This window comes from Mycetohabitans rhizoxinica HKI 454 (assembly GCF_000198775.1).
GTDB lineage: Bacteria > Pseudomonadota > Gammaproteobacteria > Burkholderiales > Burkholderiaceae > Mycetohabitans > Mycetohabitans rhizoxinica.
Genome location: NC_014722.1, coordinates 2239764 through 2257330 on the forward strand (window position 1 = coordinate 2239764; position 17567 = coordinate 2257330).

General features: G+C 61.9%; 18 protein-coding genes, 1 tRNA gene and 1 pseudogene. 9 read left to right on the forward strand and 11 right to left on the reverse strand.

Annotated elements, in window-relative coordinates:
- Nucleotides 1-32: 32 nt before the first annotated feature.
- Entirely contained in the window at nt 33-356 is a 324-nt protein-coding gene (locus RBRH_RS09750) for a hypothetical protein (protein ID WP_041753771.1), read from the reverse strand.
- 402 nt (nt 357-758) lie between these two features.
- Between RBRH_RS09750 and RBRH_RS19665 the strand changes: the two genes are divergently transcribed.
- From RBRH_RS19665 to RBRH_RS09770, 4 genes are all read left to right on the forward strand, one after another.
- Nucleotides 759-1118, forward strand: a complete 360-nt coding sequence (locus tag RBRH_RS19665; RefSeq protein ID WP_162145539.1) for a hypothetical protein — start codon at nt 759-761, stop codon at nt 1116-1118.
- 188 nt (nt 1119-1306) lie between these two features.
- Nucleotides 1307-2266 (forward strand): Rossmann-like and DUF2520 domain-containing protein, encoded by a 960-nt coding sequence (locus tag RBRH_RS09760; RefSeq protein ID WP_013436063.1) that lies wholly within the window; start codon nt 1307-1309, stop codon nt 2264-2266.
- A 56-nt stretch (nt 2267-2322) separates the two neighbouring features.
- Entirely contained in the window at nt 2323-2886 is a 564-nt protein-coding gene (locus tag RBRH_RS09765) for a YggT family protein (RefSeq protein ID WP_041753773.1), read from the forward strand.
- A gap of 426 nt (nt 2887-3312) precedes the next feature.
- Nucleotides 3313-3387, forward strand: a tRNA-Gly gene (locus RBRH_RS09770).
- Nucleotides 3388-3778: 391 nt separating this feature from the next.
- Here RBRH_RS09770 and RBRH_RS09775 read toward each other — a convergent pair.
- Nucleotides 3779-4042, reverse strand: coding sequence for a hypothetical protein (locus RBRH_RS09775; RefSeq protein WP_013436065.1), 264 nt, complete (start codon nt 4040-4042; stop codon nt 3779-3781).
- Between the two features lie 298 nt (nt 4043-4340).
- Between RBRH_RS09775 and trmB the strand changes: the two genes are divergently transcribed.
- On the forward strand, nt 4341-5129 hold the full coding sequence (trmB, locus tag RBRH_RS09780) for a tRNA (guanosine(46)-N7)-methyltransferase TrmB (RefSeq protein WP_041754443.1): 789 nt from the start codon (nt 4341-4343) through the stop codon (nt 5127-5129).
- A 10-nt stretch (nt 5130-5139) separates the two neighbouring features.
- Here the strand turns inward: trmB and RBRH_RS09785 are convergent, their stop codons facing one another.
- The 4 genes and pseudogenes from RBRH_RS09785 to RBRH_RS20295 all read right to left on the reverse strand — a co-directional run bounded on the left by RBRH_RS09785 (nt 5140) and on the right by RBRH_RS20295 (nt 7291).
- The gene (locus RBRH_RS09785) at nt 5140-5982 is read right to left on the reverse strand and encodes an undecaprenyl-diphosphate phosphatase (RefSeq protein ID WP_013436067.1); all 843 of its coding nucleotides are present in this window, start codon (nt 5980-5982) and stop codon (nt 5140-5142) included.
- A 53-nt stretch (nt 5983-6035) separates the two neighbouring features.
- On the reverse strand, nt 6036-6638 hold the full coding sequence (locus tag RBRH_RS09790; RefSeq protein WP_041753774.1) for a DUF1439 domain-containing protein: 603 nt from the start codon (nt 6636-6638) through the stop codon (nt 6036-6038).
- Nucleotides 6635-6907: pseudogene (locus RBRH_RS19030) on the reverse strand (DUF6691 family protein); the annotation flags it as partial. The gene RBRH_RS09790 and the pseudogene RBRH_RS19030, both read right to left, overlap by 4 nt.
- A 123-nt stretch (nt 6908-7030) precedes the next feature.
- Nucleotides 7031-7291, reverse strand: coding sequence for a YkgJ family cysteine cluster protein (locus tag RBRH_RS20295; RefSeq protein ID WP_013436069.1), 261 nt, complete (start codon nt 7289-7291; stop codon nt 7031-7033).
- Between the two features lie 226 nt (nt 7292-7517).
- On the opposite strand from RBRH_RS20295, the gene RBRH_RS09805 reads away from it, so the two are divergent.
- Both RBRH_RS09805 and RBRH_RS09810 read left to right on the forward strand, forming a co-directional pair.
- Nucleotides 7518-8171, forward strand: coding sequence for a protein-L-isoaspartate O-methyltransferase family protein (locus RBRH_RS09805; RefSeq protein ID WP_013436071.1), 654 nt, complete (start codon nt 7518-7520; stop codon nt 8169-8171).
- A gap of 3 nt (nt 8172-8174) precedes the next feature.
- The gene (locus RBRH_RS09810; RefSeq protein WP_013436072.1) at nt 8175-8498 is read left to right on the forward strand and encodes a rhodanese-like domain-containing protein; all 324 of its coding nucleotides are present in this window, start codon (nt 8175-8177) and stop codon (nt 8496-8498) included.
- Between the two features lie 123 nt (nt 8499-8621).
- Here the strand turns inward: RBRH_RS09810 and RBRH_RS09815 are convergent, their stop codons facing one another.
- The 5 genes from RBRH_RS09815 to RBRH_RS09835 all read right to left on the reverse strand — a co-directional run bounded on the left by RBRH_RS09815 (nt 8622) and on the right by RBRH_RS09835 (nt 15249).
- Nucleotides 8622-9725, reverse strand: coding sequence for a hypothetical protein (locus tag RBRH_RS09815; RefSeq protein WP_157864424.1), 1104 nt, complete (start codon nt 9723-9725; stop codon nt 8622-8624).
- Between the two features lie 682 nt (nt 9726-10407).
- Complete coding sequence (gene waaA, locus RBRH_RS09820) at nt 10408-11724, reverse strand: lipid IV(A) 3-deoxy-D-manno-octulosonic acid transferase (RefSeq protein WP_013436078.1); 1317 nt, start codon at nt 11722-11724, stop codon at nt 10408-10410.
- 18 nt (nt 11725-11742) lie between these two features.
- Nucleotides 11743-12627: a Kdo hydroxylase family protein gene (locus RBRH_RS09825; protein ID WP_041754447.1), complete on the reverse strand. Its 885-nt coding sequence runs from the start codon at nt 12625-12627 to the stop codon at nt 11743-11745.
- Nucleotides 12628-12637: 10 nt separating this feature from the next.
- A complete protein-coding gene (gene waaC, locus RBRH_RS09830) occupies nt 12638-13657 on the reverse strand; it encodes a lipopolysaccharide heptosyltransferase I (protein WP_013436080.1) in 1020 nt (339 codons plus the stop codon).
- A 209-nt stretch (nt 13658-13866) separates the two neighbouring features.
- Complete coding sequence (locus RBRH_RS09835; RefSeq protein WP_013436081.1) at nt 13867-15249, reverse strand: phosphomannomutase/phosphoglucomutase; 1383 nt, start codon at nt 15247-15249, stop codon at nt 13867-13869.
- Between the two features lie 236 nt (nt 15250-15485).
- On the opposite strand from RBRH_RS09835, the gene RBRH_RS09840 reads away from it, so the two are divergent.
- On the forward strand, nt 15486-16742 hold the full coding sequence (locus tag RBRH_RS09840) for an oligosaccharide flippase family protein (RefSeq protein WP_013436082.1): 1257 nt from the start codon (nt 15486-15488) through the stop codon (nt 16740-16742).
- Nucleotides 16739-17563 (forward strand): glycosyltransferase, encoded by an 825-nt coding sequence (locus RBRH_RS09845; RefSeq protein ID WP_013436083.1) that lies wholly within the window; start codon nt 16739-16741, stop codon nt 17561-17563. Before RBRH_RS09840 ends, RBRH_RS09845 begins: the two co-directional genes overlap by 4 nt.
- Nucleotides 17564-17567: the final 4 nt, after the last annotated feature.

A 17567-nucleotide genomic window follows, 5' to 3' on the forward strand; every position in this document is an offset into this window, starting at 1 on the left:
ACATCATCACGACGGCGCAGGCCTGCCGCCCGCTACCAGCGCCGATAGTAACCGCCGGGCCAATGAGGATGGGGATACCACGGCCGGTAATAGCCGCCATAGCCGCCCACCACAACCGCGGGCGGCGGCGCATAAGCTACTGGAGGCGGAGGTGCGTAGACGACCGGGGGTGGAGGTGCGTAGACCACCGGAGGCGGGAGCGGCGCATAGACGATCGGCGGCGGCGTATAGATTGGAGTAGCGTACACCGGAGCGGGAATTCCGATCCCCACGCCGATTGACACATGTGCTTGCGCGGCGCCCGCCCCCGCCCACAGCGTAGCGACACTGACTAGGATCGGGATGATCTTTTTCACTACACTCTCCTGAACACAATGCCGTCTATTACGGCACCACCATTGCAATGTACCGAAAATTCGCGCGCACGGTCGGGCTCAATTGTTGCAAAATGCAATAAGGACGCAGGCGAGACAGGCAGTCAGTGGGGGTTACCGGCAGCCTCGCCATCATCGAATTCCGAGCGCGCGGCGGCTGACACGTGGAGCGAGCAGCACCTGGTCAACTCGCCATGCTCGCCACGCCACATTGGCTGACTAGGATGTCGCAAGTCGCTAAAGTTTATTTACAAAGTTACTGGATCACCCGGGCGCCCGTCGCCTACGGGCATTTTTCGTCGAGCTCAACTGGGGACATTACATGCGCGTGACGCCCTAGGCCGTCCGACCAGCACGCGCTGTGACAAATCGTTTCGGGCCATCGTGTTGGGCACGCTGGTTGGCGGCTCGCTGCTCGCTCGACAGCTCAAGGAGCCGCGCTTGACGCGCGCAGTGATCAACGTGAAGGGGCGTGCCCATTACAAGAGCAACCTATCCCAAGCGAACATCCAACCGTTGGCCCGCCAGCCGTTGATCTGCCAGCCGTTGATCCACCAGCCGAGGCTCGCCGCTTACCCGACGCCCGCCCGCTACTGGGTAGCCACACCATCAGCCCACTTTTACATAAGCGAACTCGCGACTTACGTTCGGCGGCACATACAGGCCACCGATCCGCACGCGCGGCGTCAAGCGCATCCTTTGCTCCCACCACAAGCGGCGCTGGGTCGTATTGAGGAATCGTAGGTGTTTCCGATACGAAAAGAGGCTCATGGCGCAAATCTCCTGGTTAGGTATTCAAACGCCTTGCATTGCCATATTCAACGCGCAAGCGGCAACCAAGGGCGCACCCAGTGCGTCGCTATAACGCTTGACGCGAAGCAATACATAACTGGTCTATCATGGACACCATTCTTGTTACATAAGCATGAACCATGCCTTTTCCGCCTCATCCGACTATTGGCTTCATCGGCGCCGGACGGCTCGCCCAAACCCTTGCAGCGGCATGGCATCGACGCGGTTACCGGATTGCCGCGGTCATGAGCCGCTCAAAAGAATCGTCCAAGCAACTTGCCGAGCGAGCAGGACGGTGCCCAATCGTCTCAGATCTGAGACACGTTATCGAGGCCGCTGAGCTGGTCTTCGTGACGGTGCCGGATGATGCGATCGGCGCGGTGGCCACTCAACTGTGCTATTCCCCCGCGCGGGCCAGTTCATGTGCGCTCGTGCACTGCAGCGGCGCATCCAGCGTCGAGTTGCTCGAGCCGGCCCGAGCCCAAGGCGTCTTGACGGGCGGCTTCCATCCGCTGTATCTGTTCACCGGACACGCGGCTGACGTGGACCGGCTGGCGGGCTGCTCCATCACGATCGAAGCTCCGGCGCCGCTGGACGCCACGCTGCGCGCGCTTGCCAGCGCCCTGGACTGCGTGCCGCTGTCGATCCCGTCTGGTACGCGAATGCTCTATCATGGCGCGGCGAGCTACGCGGCAAGCTTCGCGGTGGCGTCGCTGTACGAAAACGTCACACTCTGGAAACATATCGGATTGGATGAAGATGTCGCACTGGCCGCATTGCTGCCCATGCTCGAGCGCACCCTGCAATCGGTGCGTGACAACGGCCTGTCCGGCGCGATCGCTGGACCAGTGTCGCGCGGCGACGTTTCAGTGATCGGCAGCCAGCTCGACACCTTGGCCGCGTTGGGCGAAGATCACATGGCGCTCTATGCGATGCTCACGCGCAGAGTGGCCGCGCTGGCGCGCCGACGCTCGCCGGCGCCGCCCGGGCTTGACGCGATCGAAGCCACCGTCGCGACAGCGCTGCAGCGTGGCACGGACGCACCGGCACCCCACGATGGCACGGCGCAGCGATCCGGCCGCGTGCCGCCGCGCCCTTGACACGTCACGTCCGGTACCTTACAACTCGTCGGCTGCGCCACTCGAAGGAAAACAAGATGTTCGGGGATATTGCCCGCTTTCTGCTCAATACCATTTTCACGTTGTTCGGTGCCGCGCTGCTGCTGCGCGCGTGGTTGCATGTGGTCAGGCTCACGCCGTACAACCCGGTCTCGCAGGGCATTTTCCAGGCAACCAACTGGCTCGTGCTGCCGTTGCGTCGGGTCATTCCGGCCGCGCGTGGCACCGACTGGACGAGCCTGTTCGCCGCCTGGCTCACTGCAATCGTGTTCATTGTCCTAATGGTGACCGTCTCCGGTGGTGACCCGACCTCGCTGTTGCCTGCTGGATTCATCATCGCGCTGTTGACGATGGTCAAGTGGGCATTGAACCTGACGATCTGGCTGACGCTGATCATGGCGCTGCTCTCGTGGGTCAACCCGCGCTCCCCGGCGATGGCGATCCTGCTGCAATTGACCGCGCCGTTGCTGAACCCGCTGCGCCGCGTGGTGCCCACGTTCGGCGGCATCGATCTGTCGCCGTTGGTGCTGCTCGTGATCGTCGAGGTATTATTGATGATCGTCACGCGCGTCACCGTGTCGGTGACGATGTTCGGATTTTAAGCATGATGGGCGATACACGCGCACGCGGGTGGCGCCTCCGTAGAACTAGACGCGTCGTGGCTTCTATTACGCATCGACGCTCACCGTTCGCGCCATGGCCGACGCACCACGGCCGACATAGCGAATGACGCCAGTACTCTTGAAACCGAATCGGGCATTTAGAAAACCTGTATGCGATTGACCGTGCGGTCAGTACGGGCCTGGGCCGATCCGGCCCACCCCGAAGAGCCGGAAATTTCCACTTTAGAACGGTCCTGATTTGAGGTAGCCTCAATTTCCTGCCACCAACGTGCCCGGCCAGTGGTTGGCTCCATACCATGGCCATAAAAGCGACATGCTACAGACCCGGATAACCCATGCGCTCACGACACCGCCACGACACTGCGCTCCCCAAACCGCCAAAACCCCTGTAAAATGATCGGCTTCGCGGGCGTCGTATAATGGCCATTACCCCAGCTTCCCAAGCTGGAGACGTGGGTTCGATTCCCATCGCCCGCTCCACCTCACGATTTCAGCCCTGCAAGTGCAGTAAGTCCACTACAAACGGTCGGCCCGTTCAAAACGCCGCTCCGTCGTAAGCAAAAGTGGCACTATAGGCGCGGCGTACGTTCAGCCACACCGCCCCACAAAGTCGCGCGACTACTGCCGGCGTCTGTATTACTAGAGAACTGACAAGCCAATCAGATCTTACTTGATTGGCCAAAGAGGTTGGAACGCCTCATACCAGCGGCGCTTTATCAAATTTAATTATGCAAATCTATGCCGGGCTCGCTCGGCCAGCGCTGCAGACTGGTGCGCACCCATCCCACGCCATTCCTACTCGATAACGGTTCAACTCACACGAATAAGCCGCCAGGATCGCGATGAATATAGCGGGTTAGTAATCGTCGAGTTACTGCGCGGACGGTTGCTGCTCGTGCGCCGCCGCGTCGGGCAACTGATGGACAGACGCAATGGGAATCGAGATTCGGGACGCCTCATTGTTGCCGACTAGGGTGGCCATCGGTATCGGATTGGAGTCGGCCAGCAAATGAAGGATCAGCGTCGCCTTGTGCTTGACGGACACATGCTCAAGCCCTTTGCGCGACGTGAGCCGCATGGCCTTGTCCGCCGCCCCGCAAACCGATTGCAGCATGGTGAACGCCAGCGGGTTCATTCGTGCGCCATCGGCTTACCTGTATGGATCAAGATTGTCGGCTAGCGTTGCTCGCCCCAGAACGCACGCCAGGCGCGCATCGCACCCGCCGGTTGACGGGATAGCAAAACCGGTCCACAATCCCCGCTCTTCGCGAAGATTTTACTTTCGCCGAAATGACTGGGACCATGCGTTCATGCCGCATCGCCCACACCAAGACACCGAAAGCCGTTCAATATGCGAACGGCTTTTTGCTTATCAGCCGCACACCGGCCCGACGTATTTGCCGCGCCGGACGGTCTGCCGCAAACGCCGCACGATGACTCACGACCCTTCCGATCGCCACGACGACGCAGCCGCGCACAAGCGTGCCGACAATGAAGCCCACAAAGACAGCGGCCACGGCACGACACCCGCCACCGAGGCAACCCCGCCGCTGCGCCGTATCCGCAGCTTCGTGACTCGAGCGGGACGTTTATCCAACGCCCAGCGACGAGCGCTGAACGAACTGGGTCCGCGATTCAAGCTGCCCTATACCGGCGCGCCGCTCGACTGGGATGCGATCTTTGGTCGCGATGCGCCGCGCGTGCTCGAGATCGGCTTTGGCATGGGCACGACAACCGCCGATATCGCCGCACAGCGGCCAGGCGACGACTTTCTCGGCATCGAGGTTCACGAGCCGGGCGTAGGAGCGCTGCTGAAGCTGATCGGGGAAAGGCAACTGAACAATATCCGCGTGATTCAGCACGACGCGGTCGAGGTCATCGCGCATATGCTGGCCGAGGACAGCGTGGATGGCATACACATCTTCTTCCCCGACCCGTGGCATAAGGCGCGTCACCACAAGCGCCGGCTCATCCAGCCGCCGTTCGTCAAGCTGCTCGCGTCGCGGCTGCGCGCCGGCGGCTATTTGCATCTGGCGACGGACTGGCAAAACTACGCGGAGCAGATGCTGGACGTACTACGTGCGGAATCGACGCTCACCAATGCATCGGACGAAGCAAGCGGCTATGCACCGCGCCCCGATTATCGTCCGGTGACAAAATTCGAGCGCCGCGGACTGCGACTTGGCCACGGCGTATGGGATCTGCTGTTCACAAAGCGTTGAGCATCCCGGATCAGTGGCTGAACGTGACACCCGCCAGATAGCTGGCACCCAACACCAGCAGTCCAAAACCGATCCGATACCACGCAAACACCGTGAAGTCATGCGTCGCAATGTAGCGCAACAGCCAGCGCACGCACGCGAATGCGCTGACGAACGCGGTTGCGAAGCCGACCGTGAACGGACCCATGTCCGATACGCTCAGCGCGTCGCGCGCCTTGACCAATTCGTACACAGTGGCGCCAAAGATCAACGGGATGGCGAGGAAGAACGAAAACTCAGTCGCAACACGCCGCTCCAGCCCGGTGAGCAGCCCTCCCACGATCGTCGCCCCCGAACGTGACGTGCCGGGGATCAGTGCGAAGCATTGCGCGAGCCCGACTTTCAATGCATCGACGACGGTCAACTCATCGATCGACTGCACACGAGCAACATACGCGGCGCCATCACGACGGCGATGCGCCGCCTCCACCCACAGCAGGATGATGCCGCCGACGATCAGCGCAACCGCCACCGGCACCGGCGAAAACAGCAGCGCCTTGATGTGCTTCTCGAACAGCAGCCCCATCACGACCGCGGGAAGACAGGCGACGATTACGTTGAGTGCAAAACGCCGGGCTGGCGGCTTGGTAGTCAGGCCCCGCACGACTTGGCCAATACGCTCGCGATATTCCCAGCACACCGCGAGGATGGCGCCGAACTGGATCGCAACGTCAAAGACCTTGCTGCCGTCGCCGGTAAAATCAATTAATTCGCCCACCAGGATCAGATGTCCTGTACTGGATACGGGAAGGAATTCCGTCAAGCCTTCCACCAGGCCAAGCACCAGCGCCTTGAGCAACAGCAGCAGATCCATCCCATCGTCCTTTGAAGAAGCAACCTGAGCTGGGGCGGCGGCGCGCGACGCCGCTACTTCTCGACGATCTGCACGCGTATGCCATCTGAAAGAATTTTAATTGTACCGGGTTCATATTGCTGTCCGGCAAATTGCAATTGTTCAGGCTTGAACGTGTGAACTGGGTAGTCAGCCAGCAACTGGGCTACGGCAATCGATGCGGCAGCATGGATCTGTTGCACGTACGGTGCCGCGTCGTCGCCGACGTCGACTCGCTCAACATTCGGATTGCGCAGCACGACCGAGCGGCTAGGCGCGTCGTACGCCAGTTCACTGGACAAGCTCACGACACTGTCCACCGGACGCCCCAGCAACGGACTGGCCAAGTGTGCGTCGACCGTAACCATGACGCGGTTGGCGTCCGCGCGCAATGCGACGACAGGACTGGCCAGCGTCAGGTCTAGCAATGAACCGACGCTGCGCTGATACGGAAACTTGCGTTCGATCGCACGCTGCACCTGCCGCTGCGAGAACGTGTAATGATCAGGCACGAACGGGAAAATTCCGGCGTGCGCGACACCGGGCGCCACGGCTATCGTCACCACCGCGCCAAGCGGCGCGATCAACGATAGCGTGACCGCTGCCCGCACCAGTGCGCGGACCACCGTTTCAATCATGCAATGTTCCTCTTTCGGCTCGCACGCAGCCCTCCGAATATCGCCGCGAGATGATCGCGAAGACGGACGGCCATGCCGGCCATCATCGCCGCCACGAAACCCGTCGCCTTCGGATAGCCGGCGCCGAGTGTCACGAGCGCAGGCACCAGACAGAAACCCGTCAAGCGACAGCCGATGCCGAACGCGGCACTGCCCGGCACCAGCCGCGACGTCACCACGCTGCTCGCCGGCAACTGCAGGGGCGACCCGAGCAGCGAGCAAGTGCGCCGACCGCCCCTCTTGCGGCAGCCGGCACAACAGTCTATACCGTTGACACGCGTTTCGCACACGCCGCCGAACGCTCACTACGGCTCGGGCACCACGTTCAACGACGTGCCGGCGCAACACACCTGTTACGCCGAAGGGACGGTCAGTCGCTCGAGCCGCGTCAGCCAATGCAGCGCATAGGCGCGGGAGCGCCCGCACATTTCCTCAGACGCCTGCAGGCCACTGCAGCACCGCGGCCTGTCAGGTGCGTCAAAAATCCGGCAACGCATGTCTGCATCCAGCTGGACACACGCCACGCCCGCGGGCTTACCACCCGGCATGCCGGGAATTGGACTGGAGATGGATGGCGCGATGCAACAGGCACCGCAGCTGAAACGGCAGTTCATGTAATCCGGCAATGGACGAGCGGCTACGCAGCCGGCGCATTGGAGCGGTACCGCACGTGCGGCCTACGACACCAAACTTGCCACAGGGACCTACGATCAAGCCTGCGACAGGGATCTACAGCAACGACCTGCGACGAGGGCCTGCGACGAAGGAACCGGCAACGCCATCAAAGGGTCGAGTATAATTCCAACGCCTACCTTCGTCGATTCAAACCGTCAAGACACCATGAACATCGAGCAAGCACGCTTTAACATGATCGAACAGCAAATCCGCCCATGGGAGGTGCTGGACCAGGACGTGTTGAACCTGCTGGCGATCGTCAAGCGCGAGCATTTCGTGCCTGCTGCTTATCGCAACATTGCGTTCGCCGATCTTGAGGTGCCGCTGCCGGCGGGCCAGCACATGCTGTTGCCGAAGATCGAGGCGCGGATACTACAAGAGCTGGCCGTGAAAAAGCACGAGGTGGTGCTGGAGATTGGTGCCGGCTCCGGCTATATGGCGGCGCTGCTCGCGCATCGCGCGCGCTCGGTGCTGACGCTGGACATTGTCCCGGAACTGGCGGAGCTGGCCCGGGACAATCTGGCGGCGAACGACGTGACCAATGCACAAGTGGAAACCGGCGATGGTTCCCGCGGCTGGCCCGCGCAAGGGCCGTATGACGTCATCTGCGTATCGGGCGGGCTGCCGATGCTGCCACAAGAAATGCTGGAGCAATTGAAGATTGGCGGCCGGCTCGCGGCATTCGTCGGCGTGGCACCAGTCATGCGCGCACAGATCGTCACCCGTGTGGACGACAAGCAATACCGGATCGCCGACGTCTTCGAGACGTTCGTCCCACCTCTCACCAACGCGGTCGAGCCGCCTCACTTCAAGTTTTAAGCCATGCAGAACCTCACTGCCTCCGACCTCGCCGCCTGGCTTGCCGACCCATCTCGTGCCACACCCGTGTTGCTCGACGTGCGCGAACCGTGGGAGGTATCGACAGCCCGGCTCGACGGTATCGTGCATATCCCCATGAAGGACATTCCGGCACGCAGCGAAGAGCTTGACGACGACGCGCAGATTGTCTGCATCTGCCATCATGGCGCCCGCAGCGCGAACGTGGGCATGTTCCTTGAGGCACGCGGCTTCAAGCACGTCTATAACCTGCAAGGCGGTATCGATGCGTGGTCGCGGCAAGTTGATCCGTCGGTGCCGACGTACTGAACTAGCGCCGGCACACTCGCATCGACCCTCGTACGCTGTGGTTGGCTGTGCCGGAGAAAAGGCCGACCCAGTTGGGCATCCTGCATTCATCGTCCGGCGCGATGACGAATTGCGGGGGTTGGGCTATTTCGGAACGCCCCAACCGTTCACGGCAAAGAGGTACCGTCGTACGCGCGGGTCGATGTCCACGACGGTATCGACTTCGCGCTGGGGGAACGAGTAACTCGCGTTGGGAGAACGAGTAACGAGGGTCCCGGTCACCTCCGTTGCACGATGACTTTGTCCGGCAATCCTTTCAATTAGTGCTGCTATGTATTGGTTGTACTGGTCCCTGAACGGCGCCCATTTTCCACCATCAGCCGCGTCTTTTTCAAATGCCTCGACGTCTTTCTTCCATCTCTTCCGTCTGTCGGCTAACTTAGGGAGGCCGTTTGTCACACAAACCTTTTTATAGGCCGCACATAGAACGACGAAAAGAGGCAGTGTTGGGTCATTTGTGCTTTCCGCCCATTTCACCGAGCTCACCAGCGCTGGGACGGTTGCCTCTACGGCTTTGGCGTCCTTGAGTTTTTTCAGCGGCGTGCTAAGCAACTGACGGTATTGAAGTTCCATCTGCCTGCGTAGTTCGGCGTGTGAAAGGGGCAGGGGGTCAGATTTGGAGCGAGTTAGCCGGGGCAGTCGCTTTCGCAATGGGACCATTGAGTTCGAACGCTTCAGTTTCTTCCATACGCCCGCAGTCCAGTCCTGCATTTGCGTCGCATTAGCCTTGTCGCCGTTCGACAATGAAGTGCTGTTGTCTTCTACTTCGGTAGACAAACCATTGCTCCCCGCCCGCCCACGCTGTATCAAAGTAGCAGAGCGCGACGTCAATGCTGCCGTTGATCTCGCCTTCCTCTGACTCGATAACAACGTAGACAAGGTGTTACGAGGCGCTGGCATCGCATTAAAGCTCCATGCTACCGGTCTGCTTCGCTTAATCTGTACGCCGTCTTCGCTGTGATCATCATGTTTTGAAAGTACAGGATAGCCGTCCATCCGTAAGGTTTCTGGTCTAGCAAGGCATAATTGCCCTAACGGCGCCAGACCATTCAGCCTACTGTTAGCGGCCGGTGTGCTGGCACTGATACTTGGTTTCTCCGGCTTACAACCTTTACCGCTATTTCTTGCTTTTTTGATAAAGGATAAAAAGGGGGTGAAACAACCGGTCGTCTTTAAATCGGCTGTCATAAAGACCTCCTTGGCGCACCACGCCACCATGTTTTATAACTTCCGTCGAGCGTTGGAAGAAATCCGCATGCAGCGAACTGGCTTGCACTATCACACCATACTCCCACTACGCTGAGTTGGTGAAAATAAGACGAATCCTTAACATAACGAGCGCAGCCAGTAGATAGTGGGACACGCAACTATTTTTATATCCGCCACATACGATAGCGTTTTTGCCAACGCTTCTTCAATCACATGCATTCGCTTGACCGGCATGCTGCGATCAGACTGCATTGCTTATCGCATGACAGCATGGCAACGTGAACAAACACCATTACAACATCGCCAATTAAGCATCATTAAACGTCATTTTGACGAGGCGACAGACTGCCTGCTTTGATGGACATCACGCCGCCCGCAAGTGCGTATCGGACCATCGCCCGTCATTGAAATGTACAACTAACTGACGCTGCGCCAGCACGGGAGTACGCAGAACCAGAGCGACCTGCCGGCCCCTACCATCATGAATGGCGCCTTGCTAATCATCGACAAGACAGATCGCGCGCCGATGACTAGCGCATCGCTCGACGCGATGACATTGGGCACCCGCAACATTCGCGATGACAAACCATTCGCGATAACGAATTTGAACGAGCAAAGCAGACTGAACGAGGTGCCCCCTTCATCGAGAAGAACAGCCTGTTCACGGCTTGACAGGCGGCAGTAACGCCTCTAGCGCATCGATCGTGCGACGGGTTGCGCCACGGTGACGCGCCGCGAACGCGGCCCCGGCGGCGCCCATCGTCACACAGCGCGCACGATCGGTCAGCACCGTACGCACGGCGCGCGCCAACGTGGCCGGATCCTGCACCCGCAGCGCAGCGCCGGCCGCAATTGCGTCAGCGCTCGCCTGGGTAAAATTAAACGTATGTGGGCCAATCACGACCGGCACGCCGACAGCGCATGCCTCAATCAGGTTTTGGCCGCCGAATGGCAGCAAGCTTCCGCCGATGAAGGCCACGTCCGCCGCCGCGTAATAAGCGCGCATCTCGCCCATCGAATCGCCGAGCAACACTTGCACGTCGGCCGGCAGCGGCTCAATTGCGTCCGCTTCGCACGAGCCCGGCGCGACCGATGCGCCGGCCCACTGCGAGCGGCGCGCCAGCTTGAGTCCGGCGCGCTCGACCAGCGCCGCGACCTCATCGAAGCGCTGGGGATGGCGAGGCACCAGCACCAGCAGCGCATCAGCAACGCCAAGTTGGCGGTATGCGTCCAACACGAGCGCCTCTTCGCCCTCGCGCGTGCTGCCCGCCACCCACACCGGCCGCCGGCCGATTGCCGCATGCCAGGCACGGCCGCGCTCGGCCAACTCGGCCGGGGCCTCCATATCGAACTTTAAGTTGCCGAGCACCGCGACGTCACGCGCGCCAAGCGCGCTCAGGCGCTGCGCGTCGGCCGGGCTCTGCGCCAGCACGCGCGTAAAGCCACCGAATACCTGACGCCCCGCCGCGCCAAAACGCGAGGCGCGCCGGTATGAGCGCTCCGACATTCTCGCGTTGGTCAGCACCAGCGGCACGCCCGCATGGCGGCACTCGTCGATCAGCGTCGGCCACACTTCGGTTTCCATCACGATGCCCAATGTAGGACGCCATACGCGAAGGAACCGCCGTACCGGACCGCACATGTCATAGGGCAAATAACAGCGCAACACGCGCGAGCCGAACAGTTGCTCGCCGATCGCCCGTCCGCTCGGCGTCATGTGCGTGAGCAGCACCCGCGCGTCGGGACGCTCGTCGAGCAGCGCCTGCACCAGCGGTTGAGCGGCACGCGTCTCACCGAGCGACACCGCATGGATCCAAACCAGCGGGGCGTCGTCGTGCGCCGCGCGGCCCGCCACATGGCCGAACCGTTCGCCAATGTGCTCGATGTAGCTGCGCTCGCGCCGCGAGCGTGCCACCAGGCGCACGACGGCCAGCGGTGCCACGATGAACCAGAGTGCACGATATAGAATTCTTAGCATCGATCGTCGGCCAACGGTTCAGACGAGCGCGTGGCCCGCGAGACGCTCCAGGATGCCCAGCGGCGCGCGCTGCGGCTGCACCATTGAGCGCACCGGCAGGAAGAAGGTCTGCTCGAGCATGAATTGGCCGGACATCACGGCATGCGACGTCTGGTCCGAAAAGCACACCCAGACGCTGCCCGGCGCAAACGGCACTGTCTGCTGCGGCGCGTTGCGCTGGTAGTCTAGGTCAGCCTTCATCGCGTCATGAAGGTGCAACATCAAATGGTCGTACTCGCTGCGCCGCGTCTTGGTCACATGCAGCAGCTGCAACAGCCATGCGGCTCCGGGCACGAATTTCGGTATATGAGGCAGGAACCGGCGCGCCACGTCCTCGAACGGCTCGCCGACCCGCCACACGCGCGGCTCGCCGTGTGGGTTGACGTTCGTGAACACGCGCAGGATTCGCTCGCCATAGTTCGGCCGTGACGGAAATGCATCCACGTGCAGCCGGCTGTCGTCCTTTCGCCATGACGTCTTGCGTGTTTCGACACGATGCAACCGCAGGCTGGTGGGCGCGACGCGCAACTTGCCCGTATATTCCGGAAACAGCCCGTCGATCAGTTCGCGTGCATTGAGTTGGTAACGCGACACCAGCGCACGCACGGCCGACTGCGTGACCGCATCGCCCGACGCGCCGTGCAACGCGCCGCCATTGGGCGCCAAGCTGATGTTCTTGCGCTTGGGGTCGGCGATCGCCGGATCCAGCAGCGCTTGTTCTCCCCCTTCGATCACAAAACGCAAGTGGGGGAAATACAGCACTTTGCCGGACTCAACCGCGGCCAGCAGCGTCTCGCGGGGCACCAACAAGTGTTGCCCGTGCCAATCGGCGGTCTGGACCTCGATGATTTGTGATTCGCTCATGAACATATCGCTACAGCAATCCGAAGCCAGCCAGTGCACGCTTGACGTCGGCAAGGCCCGGCGAGGCGCCCGCCGTCCCCAGGTTGACGATGGCAGGCGACCAATAGCCGCCGGTGCGCCATGCCGTCGCGAAATTGTACAACTCGATCGTCGGGCGCTTGAGCGCCGCGGCGATATGGACCAGACCGGTGTCCACGCCGACGGTCGCTGCCGCACCATCAATCAGCCCGGTAACCGCCGGCAGCGACAGGCGTGGCGGCACGAGCGCGGCGGCACCGAATGGCTGCGCGAGCCGCTCGCTGGTCGCACGCTCGACGTCGCTGCCCCAGGGCAGCACGATCGACGCGCCGCGGCGAATGAGCGCCTGGCCCAACTCGATCCAGCAGCGTTGCGGCCATTGTTTGTCCTCGCGCGAGGTCGCATGCACGAACACCACGTACGGCACCGGCAAGTTCAGCCCCGTGCGCGCCAGTTCGAGCGCCGCACGGCGCCGGTCAATGCCGAAATCGATGTTTTGTCCATTGGCTCGCGGCTTCTGCCCATCGGCTCGCGGCGGTGGATCACCGAGCGCACGCGCGACCAGTTGCCGGGAGCGCTCGACCACGTGCGTGCGCGCCTCGATCGGCACACACGTGCGGTAGAACCAGCGTGCCGGCCACTCATAGCCGGCACCGTCGGTACGATTGCCCAATCCGACGAGGTTGCCGCGTGCCCAGCTCGCGACCCATGCGCTCTTGACCAATCCCTGGCAATCGATCACCACGTCGTACTGCTCAGCGGACAATGTGCGCCTGAATTGCCGCACTTCACGCCACGTCGCTGCCGACAGCGGCCGCTTGCGCCAGCGACGCAGAGAGAATGGGATGACGCGACGCACGCCTTGGACGAGTTCGACAAGCTCGACGAAATTCTCCTCGACCAGCCAGTCGATGACCGCATCGGGATGGCGCCGCCGGATGTCGGCGACCACCGGCATGTTGTGAACGACGTCGCCCAGCGACGACAGCCGAACGATCAGAATCTTTTGCACGCGGATCAATACGCTACGGGAACCACACCGGCCATGTCGCCGGCGAAAGAGGATTGCCGGCAGGCTCTGGACCGCCGGGCGAAAAGTAGCGAATTGTAGCGCGGATCGACACAGCTATCGCGTCGGACCCGAGCATCGTCGGTAGGCCGGCCCCACGCGGCACCGATAGACGGGTCGCCCGGCCCGACGGCCGCGTTGTGCCGGACCGCCTAGAACGGGAGTTTTGCGTCCGGCTTCTGCGCAATGATCACACGCCTAAAGTCCTCCTGGATCCGCTTGAGCGCGGCATCATTGTCAGCCTCAAAGCGCATCACAACCACAGGCGTGGTATTGGATGAGCGTGCGAGCCCGAAACCATCTGGGTACTCCACGCGCAGGCCATCGATCGTGATCACGTCATCGGCGCCGTCGAACGTCGCATGCTTTTGCAGCTTGCCGATCAGCTCGAAGTTTTCGCCCTCGTTAAGCTTGAGCTGCAATTCGGGCGTCGAGATTGAGTTCGGCAAGCTGTTAAGCAATTGACTCGGATCAGCCACACGCGACAGGATTTCCAGCAGCCGTGCACCGGTATAGAGACCGTCGTCGAAACCGTACCAGCGGTCCTTAAAAAACACGTGCCCGCTCATCTCTCCGGCGAGCGGCGCGCCGGTTTCGCGCAGCTTCGCCTTCACCAGCGAGTGGCCAGTCTTCCACATCACCGGCTCGCCGCCCTGCTCGCGTACCCACTTGGCCAAGTTACGCGTGCACTTCACATCATAGATGATCTGCCCCCCCGGGTTGCGCGACAGCACCTCTTGCGCGAACAACATCAATTGCCGATCCGGATAGATGATCTGGCCGTCCTTGGTCACGACACCGAGCCGATCGCCGTCGCCGTCGAACGCAAAGCCGATCTCCGCGTCGGTCTCCTTCAGCGCACGAATCACGTCCTGCAGGTTTTCGGGATGGGCCGGGTCCGGGTGATGGTTCGGGAAATTGCCATCCACCTCGCAGAACAGCTCAACCAGCTCGCATCCGAGCGCCTTGAACAGCCTTGGCGCAAGCGATCCCGCCACGCCATTGCCTGCATCGACGACGATCTTCAGCGGCCGAGCCGGCTTGATGTCGGACACGATCCGCTCGACGTAGGCATCGCGCACGTCATGTTCGCTGTAGCTGCCGGCGCCCGTGGCGAAATTGCCCTCGACGATGCGCTTATACAACGCTTGAATCTGCTCGCCGTAGATCGCGGCGCCGCGCAACACCATCTTGAAGCCGTTGTAGTCCGGCGGATTATGGCTGCCCGTGACAACGATGCACGAATCCACCTGCCGCCCTGCGAGCGGCACGCTGGCCGCGAAATAGCCGAGCGGCGTCGGCACCAAGCCGATATCGATCACGTCCACGCCCGCCGCGCGCAGGCCATCGACCAGCGCGGCGGACAACTGCGGACCCGACAGGCGCCCGTCGCGACCGATCACCACCGCATCGCCACCTTGCGCACGCACTTCGCTGCCGAATGCGCGGCCGATCTGCCGCGCCACATCGGCATCAAGCGTCTTGCCGATGACGCCACGAATGTCGTAAGCCTTGAAAATCGATTGAGAAATCATGAGTGAGTGCCTGTTGGAAACGAAAATTCGAGGGGCCGCCGAAGCGTCGCACAACGAACCTACGCAGTCTGTTCGCAGTGCCGCTCACGGGCCGCCGGTTCGGGACCGGATCCAATCTATAATTGCAGCTTACTCAGACCCCTTTGTCTGGTCATTTTAACGTGGGTAAAGGTCATGATCGCCGAAATGGCGGTCCACACCACGTCAGGACGCGTACTTATCCGCCCCGCCGGCGCATGCTGAACCGAATCAAGAACAATCCGGATGTCGCCCGCGCGGTCGCCAACCTTTGTTGGCTTGGCCTGGAGCGGCTCACGCAAATTGGGGTCGTGATCCTGATCAGCGGTCTGCTCGCCCGCTACTTCGGTGCGGAGTTGTTCGGCAAATGGCAGTATGCCAACACGCTGCTGCTCGTGCTGGCACCCCTGACTTGGGTGTGCGGCGCGGAAATCCTAGTCCCCATGATCGTGCACGGCGGTGAGCAACGCCTGGGCACGATCCTCGGCAGCGCGTTCGCGCTGCGCTTTGCAGTATCGGCGCTTGCGCTCGCGCTAACGTGGACCAGCATCGCTGCCGGACTGACTGAGCCGACCGTCGGCGCAATACTGGCCGCGCTGGCCGTGACGATGCTGCTGCGCGAGCCACTGGTCGGCGTGATTAATTCGTGGCTGCAAAGTATCACCTATGCCAAGCCACAGTTGATCACGAACATGGTCGCCGCGCTAGCCAAAGCCGGTGGCGTCTGGCTGCTGGTGCACGCCGCCGCGTCGGCGGCCAGCTTCGCATGGCTGTGGGTGGCGGAGGCGGCGATTGTCGCCTCCGTGCTGCTCGTCTATTACCGCGCGCGCCACGGCCGCTTGGACTGGCGTGTGGAGCGCGCGCTACTGCGCACGTTCGGCCGCGCCGGGACGGTTTTCTGGCTCGGACTCGTCTGCATGTACCTGTTCCTGAAGCTGGACCGGCTGGTGCTGGAGCGCTATGTGTCATTTGCCGAACTGGGCCACTATGCCGCCGCACAGCAATTGAATGAGAACTGGATTGCGCTCGCGCTGATGCTTGCGCAAACGCTTGCGCCGGCATTCGTCTATCGCGTCGCCGACCTATCGCAGCTGCGGCGCAATATGGGACGGCTGCTATGGATGACAGCAGCGCTGATGGGCGCCGGCGCGCTGCTGCTGGATCTAACGGCGGACCGGGTCGTGCGGATCGTGTTCGGACCCGGCTTCGACGGCGCCGCGCAAATCCTGCGCGTGGCGGTCTGGCTATCGGTGCCGGCCGGCATCGAGGCGATCGGCAATCTGGTCGTGCTCAAATACCAGGCCAAATTTGTCTTGCTGGTCAAATGGATACTGGCACTGGCCGTCGCGCTCGCGTTGGATTTCGTCCTGATCCCGACATTTGGCGCACGCGGCGCGCTAGGCGGACTGGCCGCCGGTTACATCACGGCGATCGCGGTGAATTTCTACTATATCCGGCTCAAGCTTAAGCCATGAACGATGTTGATCACAACGAGCTCGCGGGCGTGAGCGTGCTGATTCCCGCCTACAATTGCCAAGCCGACCTGGAGCGCACGCTTCGCTCGTTCAAAGAGCCAGCACCAGTGCACGTGCTGATTGTCGACGACGGCAGCACGCCGCCGATCATCGCGCCCGCTATCGATGGCCTGTCGGTCGAAGTCCTGCGCCTGGCGCGCAATGGCGGGATCGAGCGGGCGCTGGCCGCCGGCATCGATGCACTGGCAGCGCGCGCGGTGCGCTACGCGGCCCGTATCGACGCCGGCGATCTTGCCTGTGCGCGCCGGCTGGCGAAGCAAGCCGCCTATCTGGATGCGCATCCGCACGTGGCCGCAGTCGGCATGTGGGCACAGGTCGCCACGCGCACCGGCGCGCCGCTGTTCACGTTGACCCCGCCGAGCAAGCCGGCCGACATACGGCGGCAGCGTTTTGCGCGCACCGCATTGCTCCATCCGACAATCATGCTGCGCGTGGACGCGGTCCAGCAGGCCGGCAACTATCGCGCGGCATATCGCGCGGCCGAGGACCTGGACCTGTTCCTGCGGCTAATGCGCGCGCACGACTGCGCGAACCTGCCCGAAGTCGGGTTGGTTTACGAACTGAACGAAGGCGGCATCAGTGCTACAAAGCGACGCACGCAGATCGTCTCGACACTGCGACTGCAGCTTGCCTACTTCGAGGCGGCCAATCCCTACTGGTGGCTCGGCCTAGGTAAGAACCTGCTGCATTGCGTGACGCCGTACCCGGTGTTGCAATCCATCAAGCGCGCACTATTTCGTGCGCGTGCCCGTCAAACATGAGGAC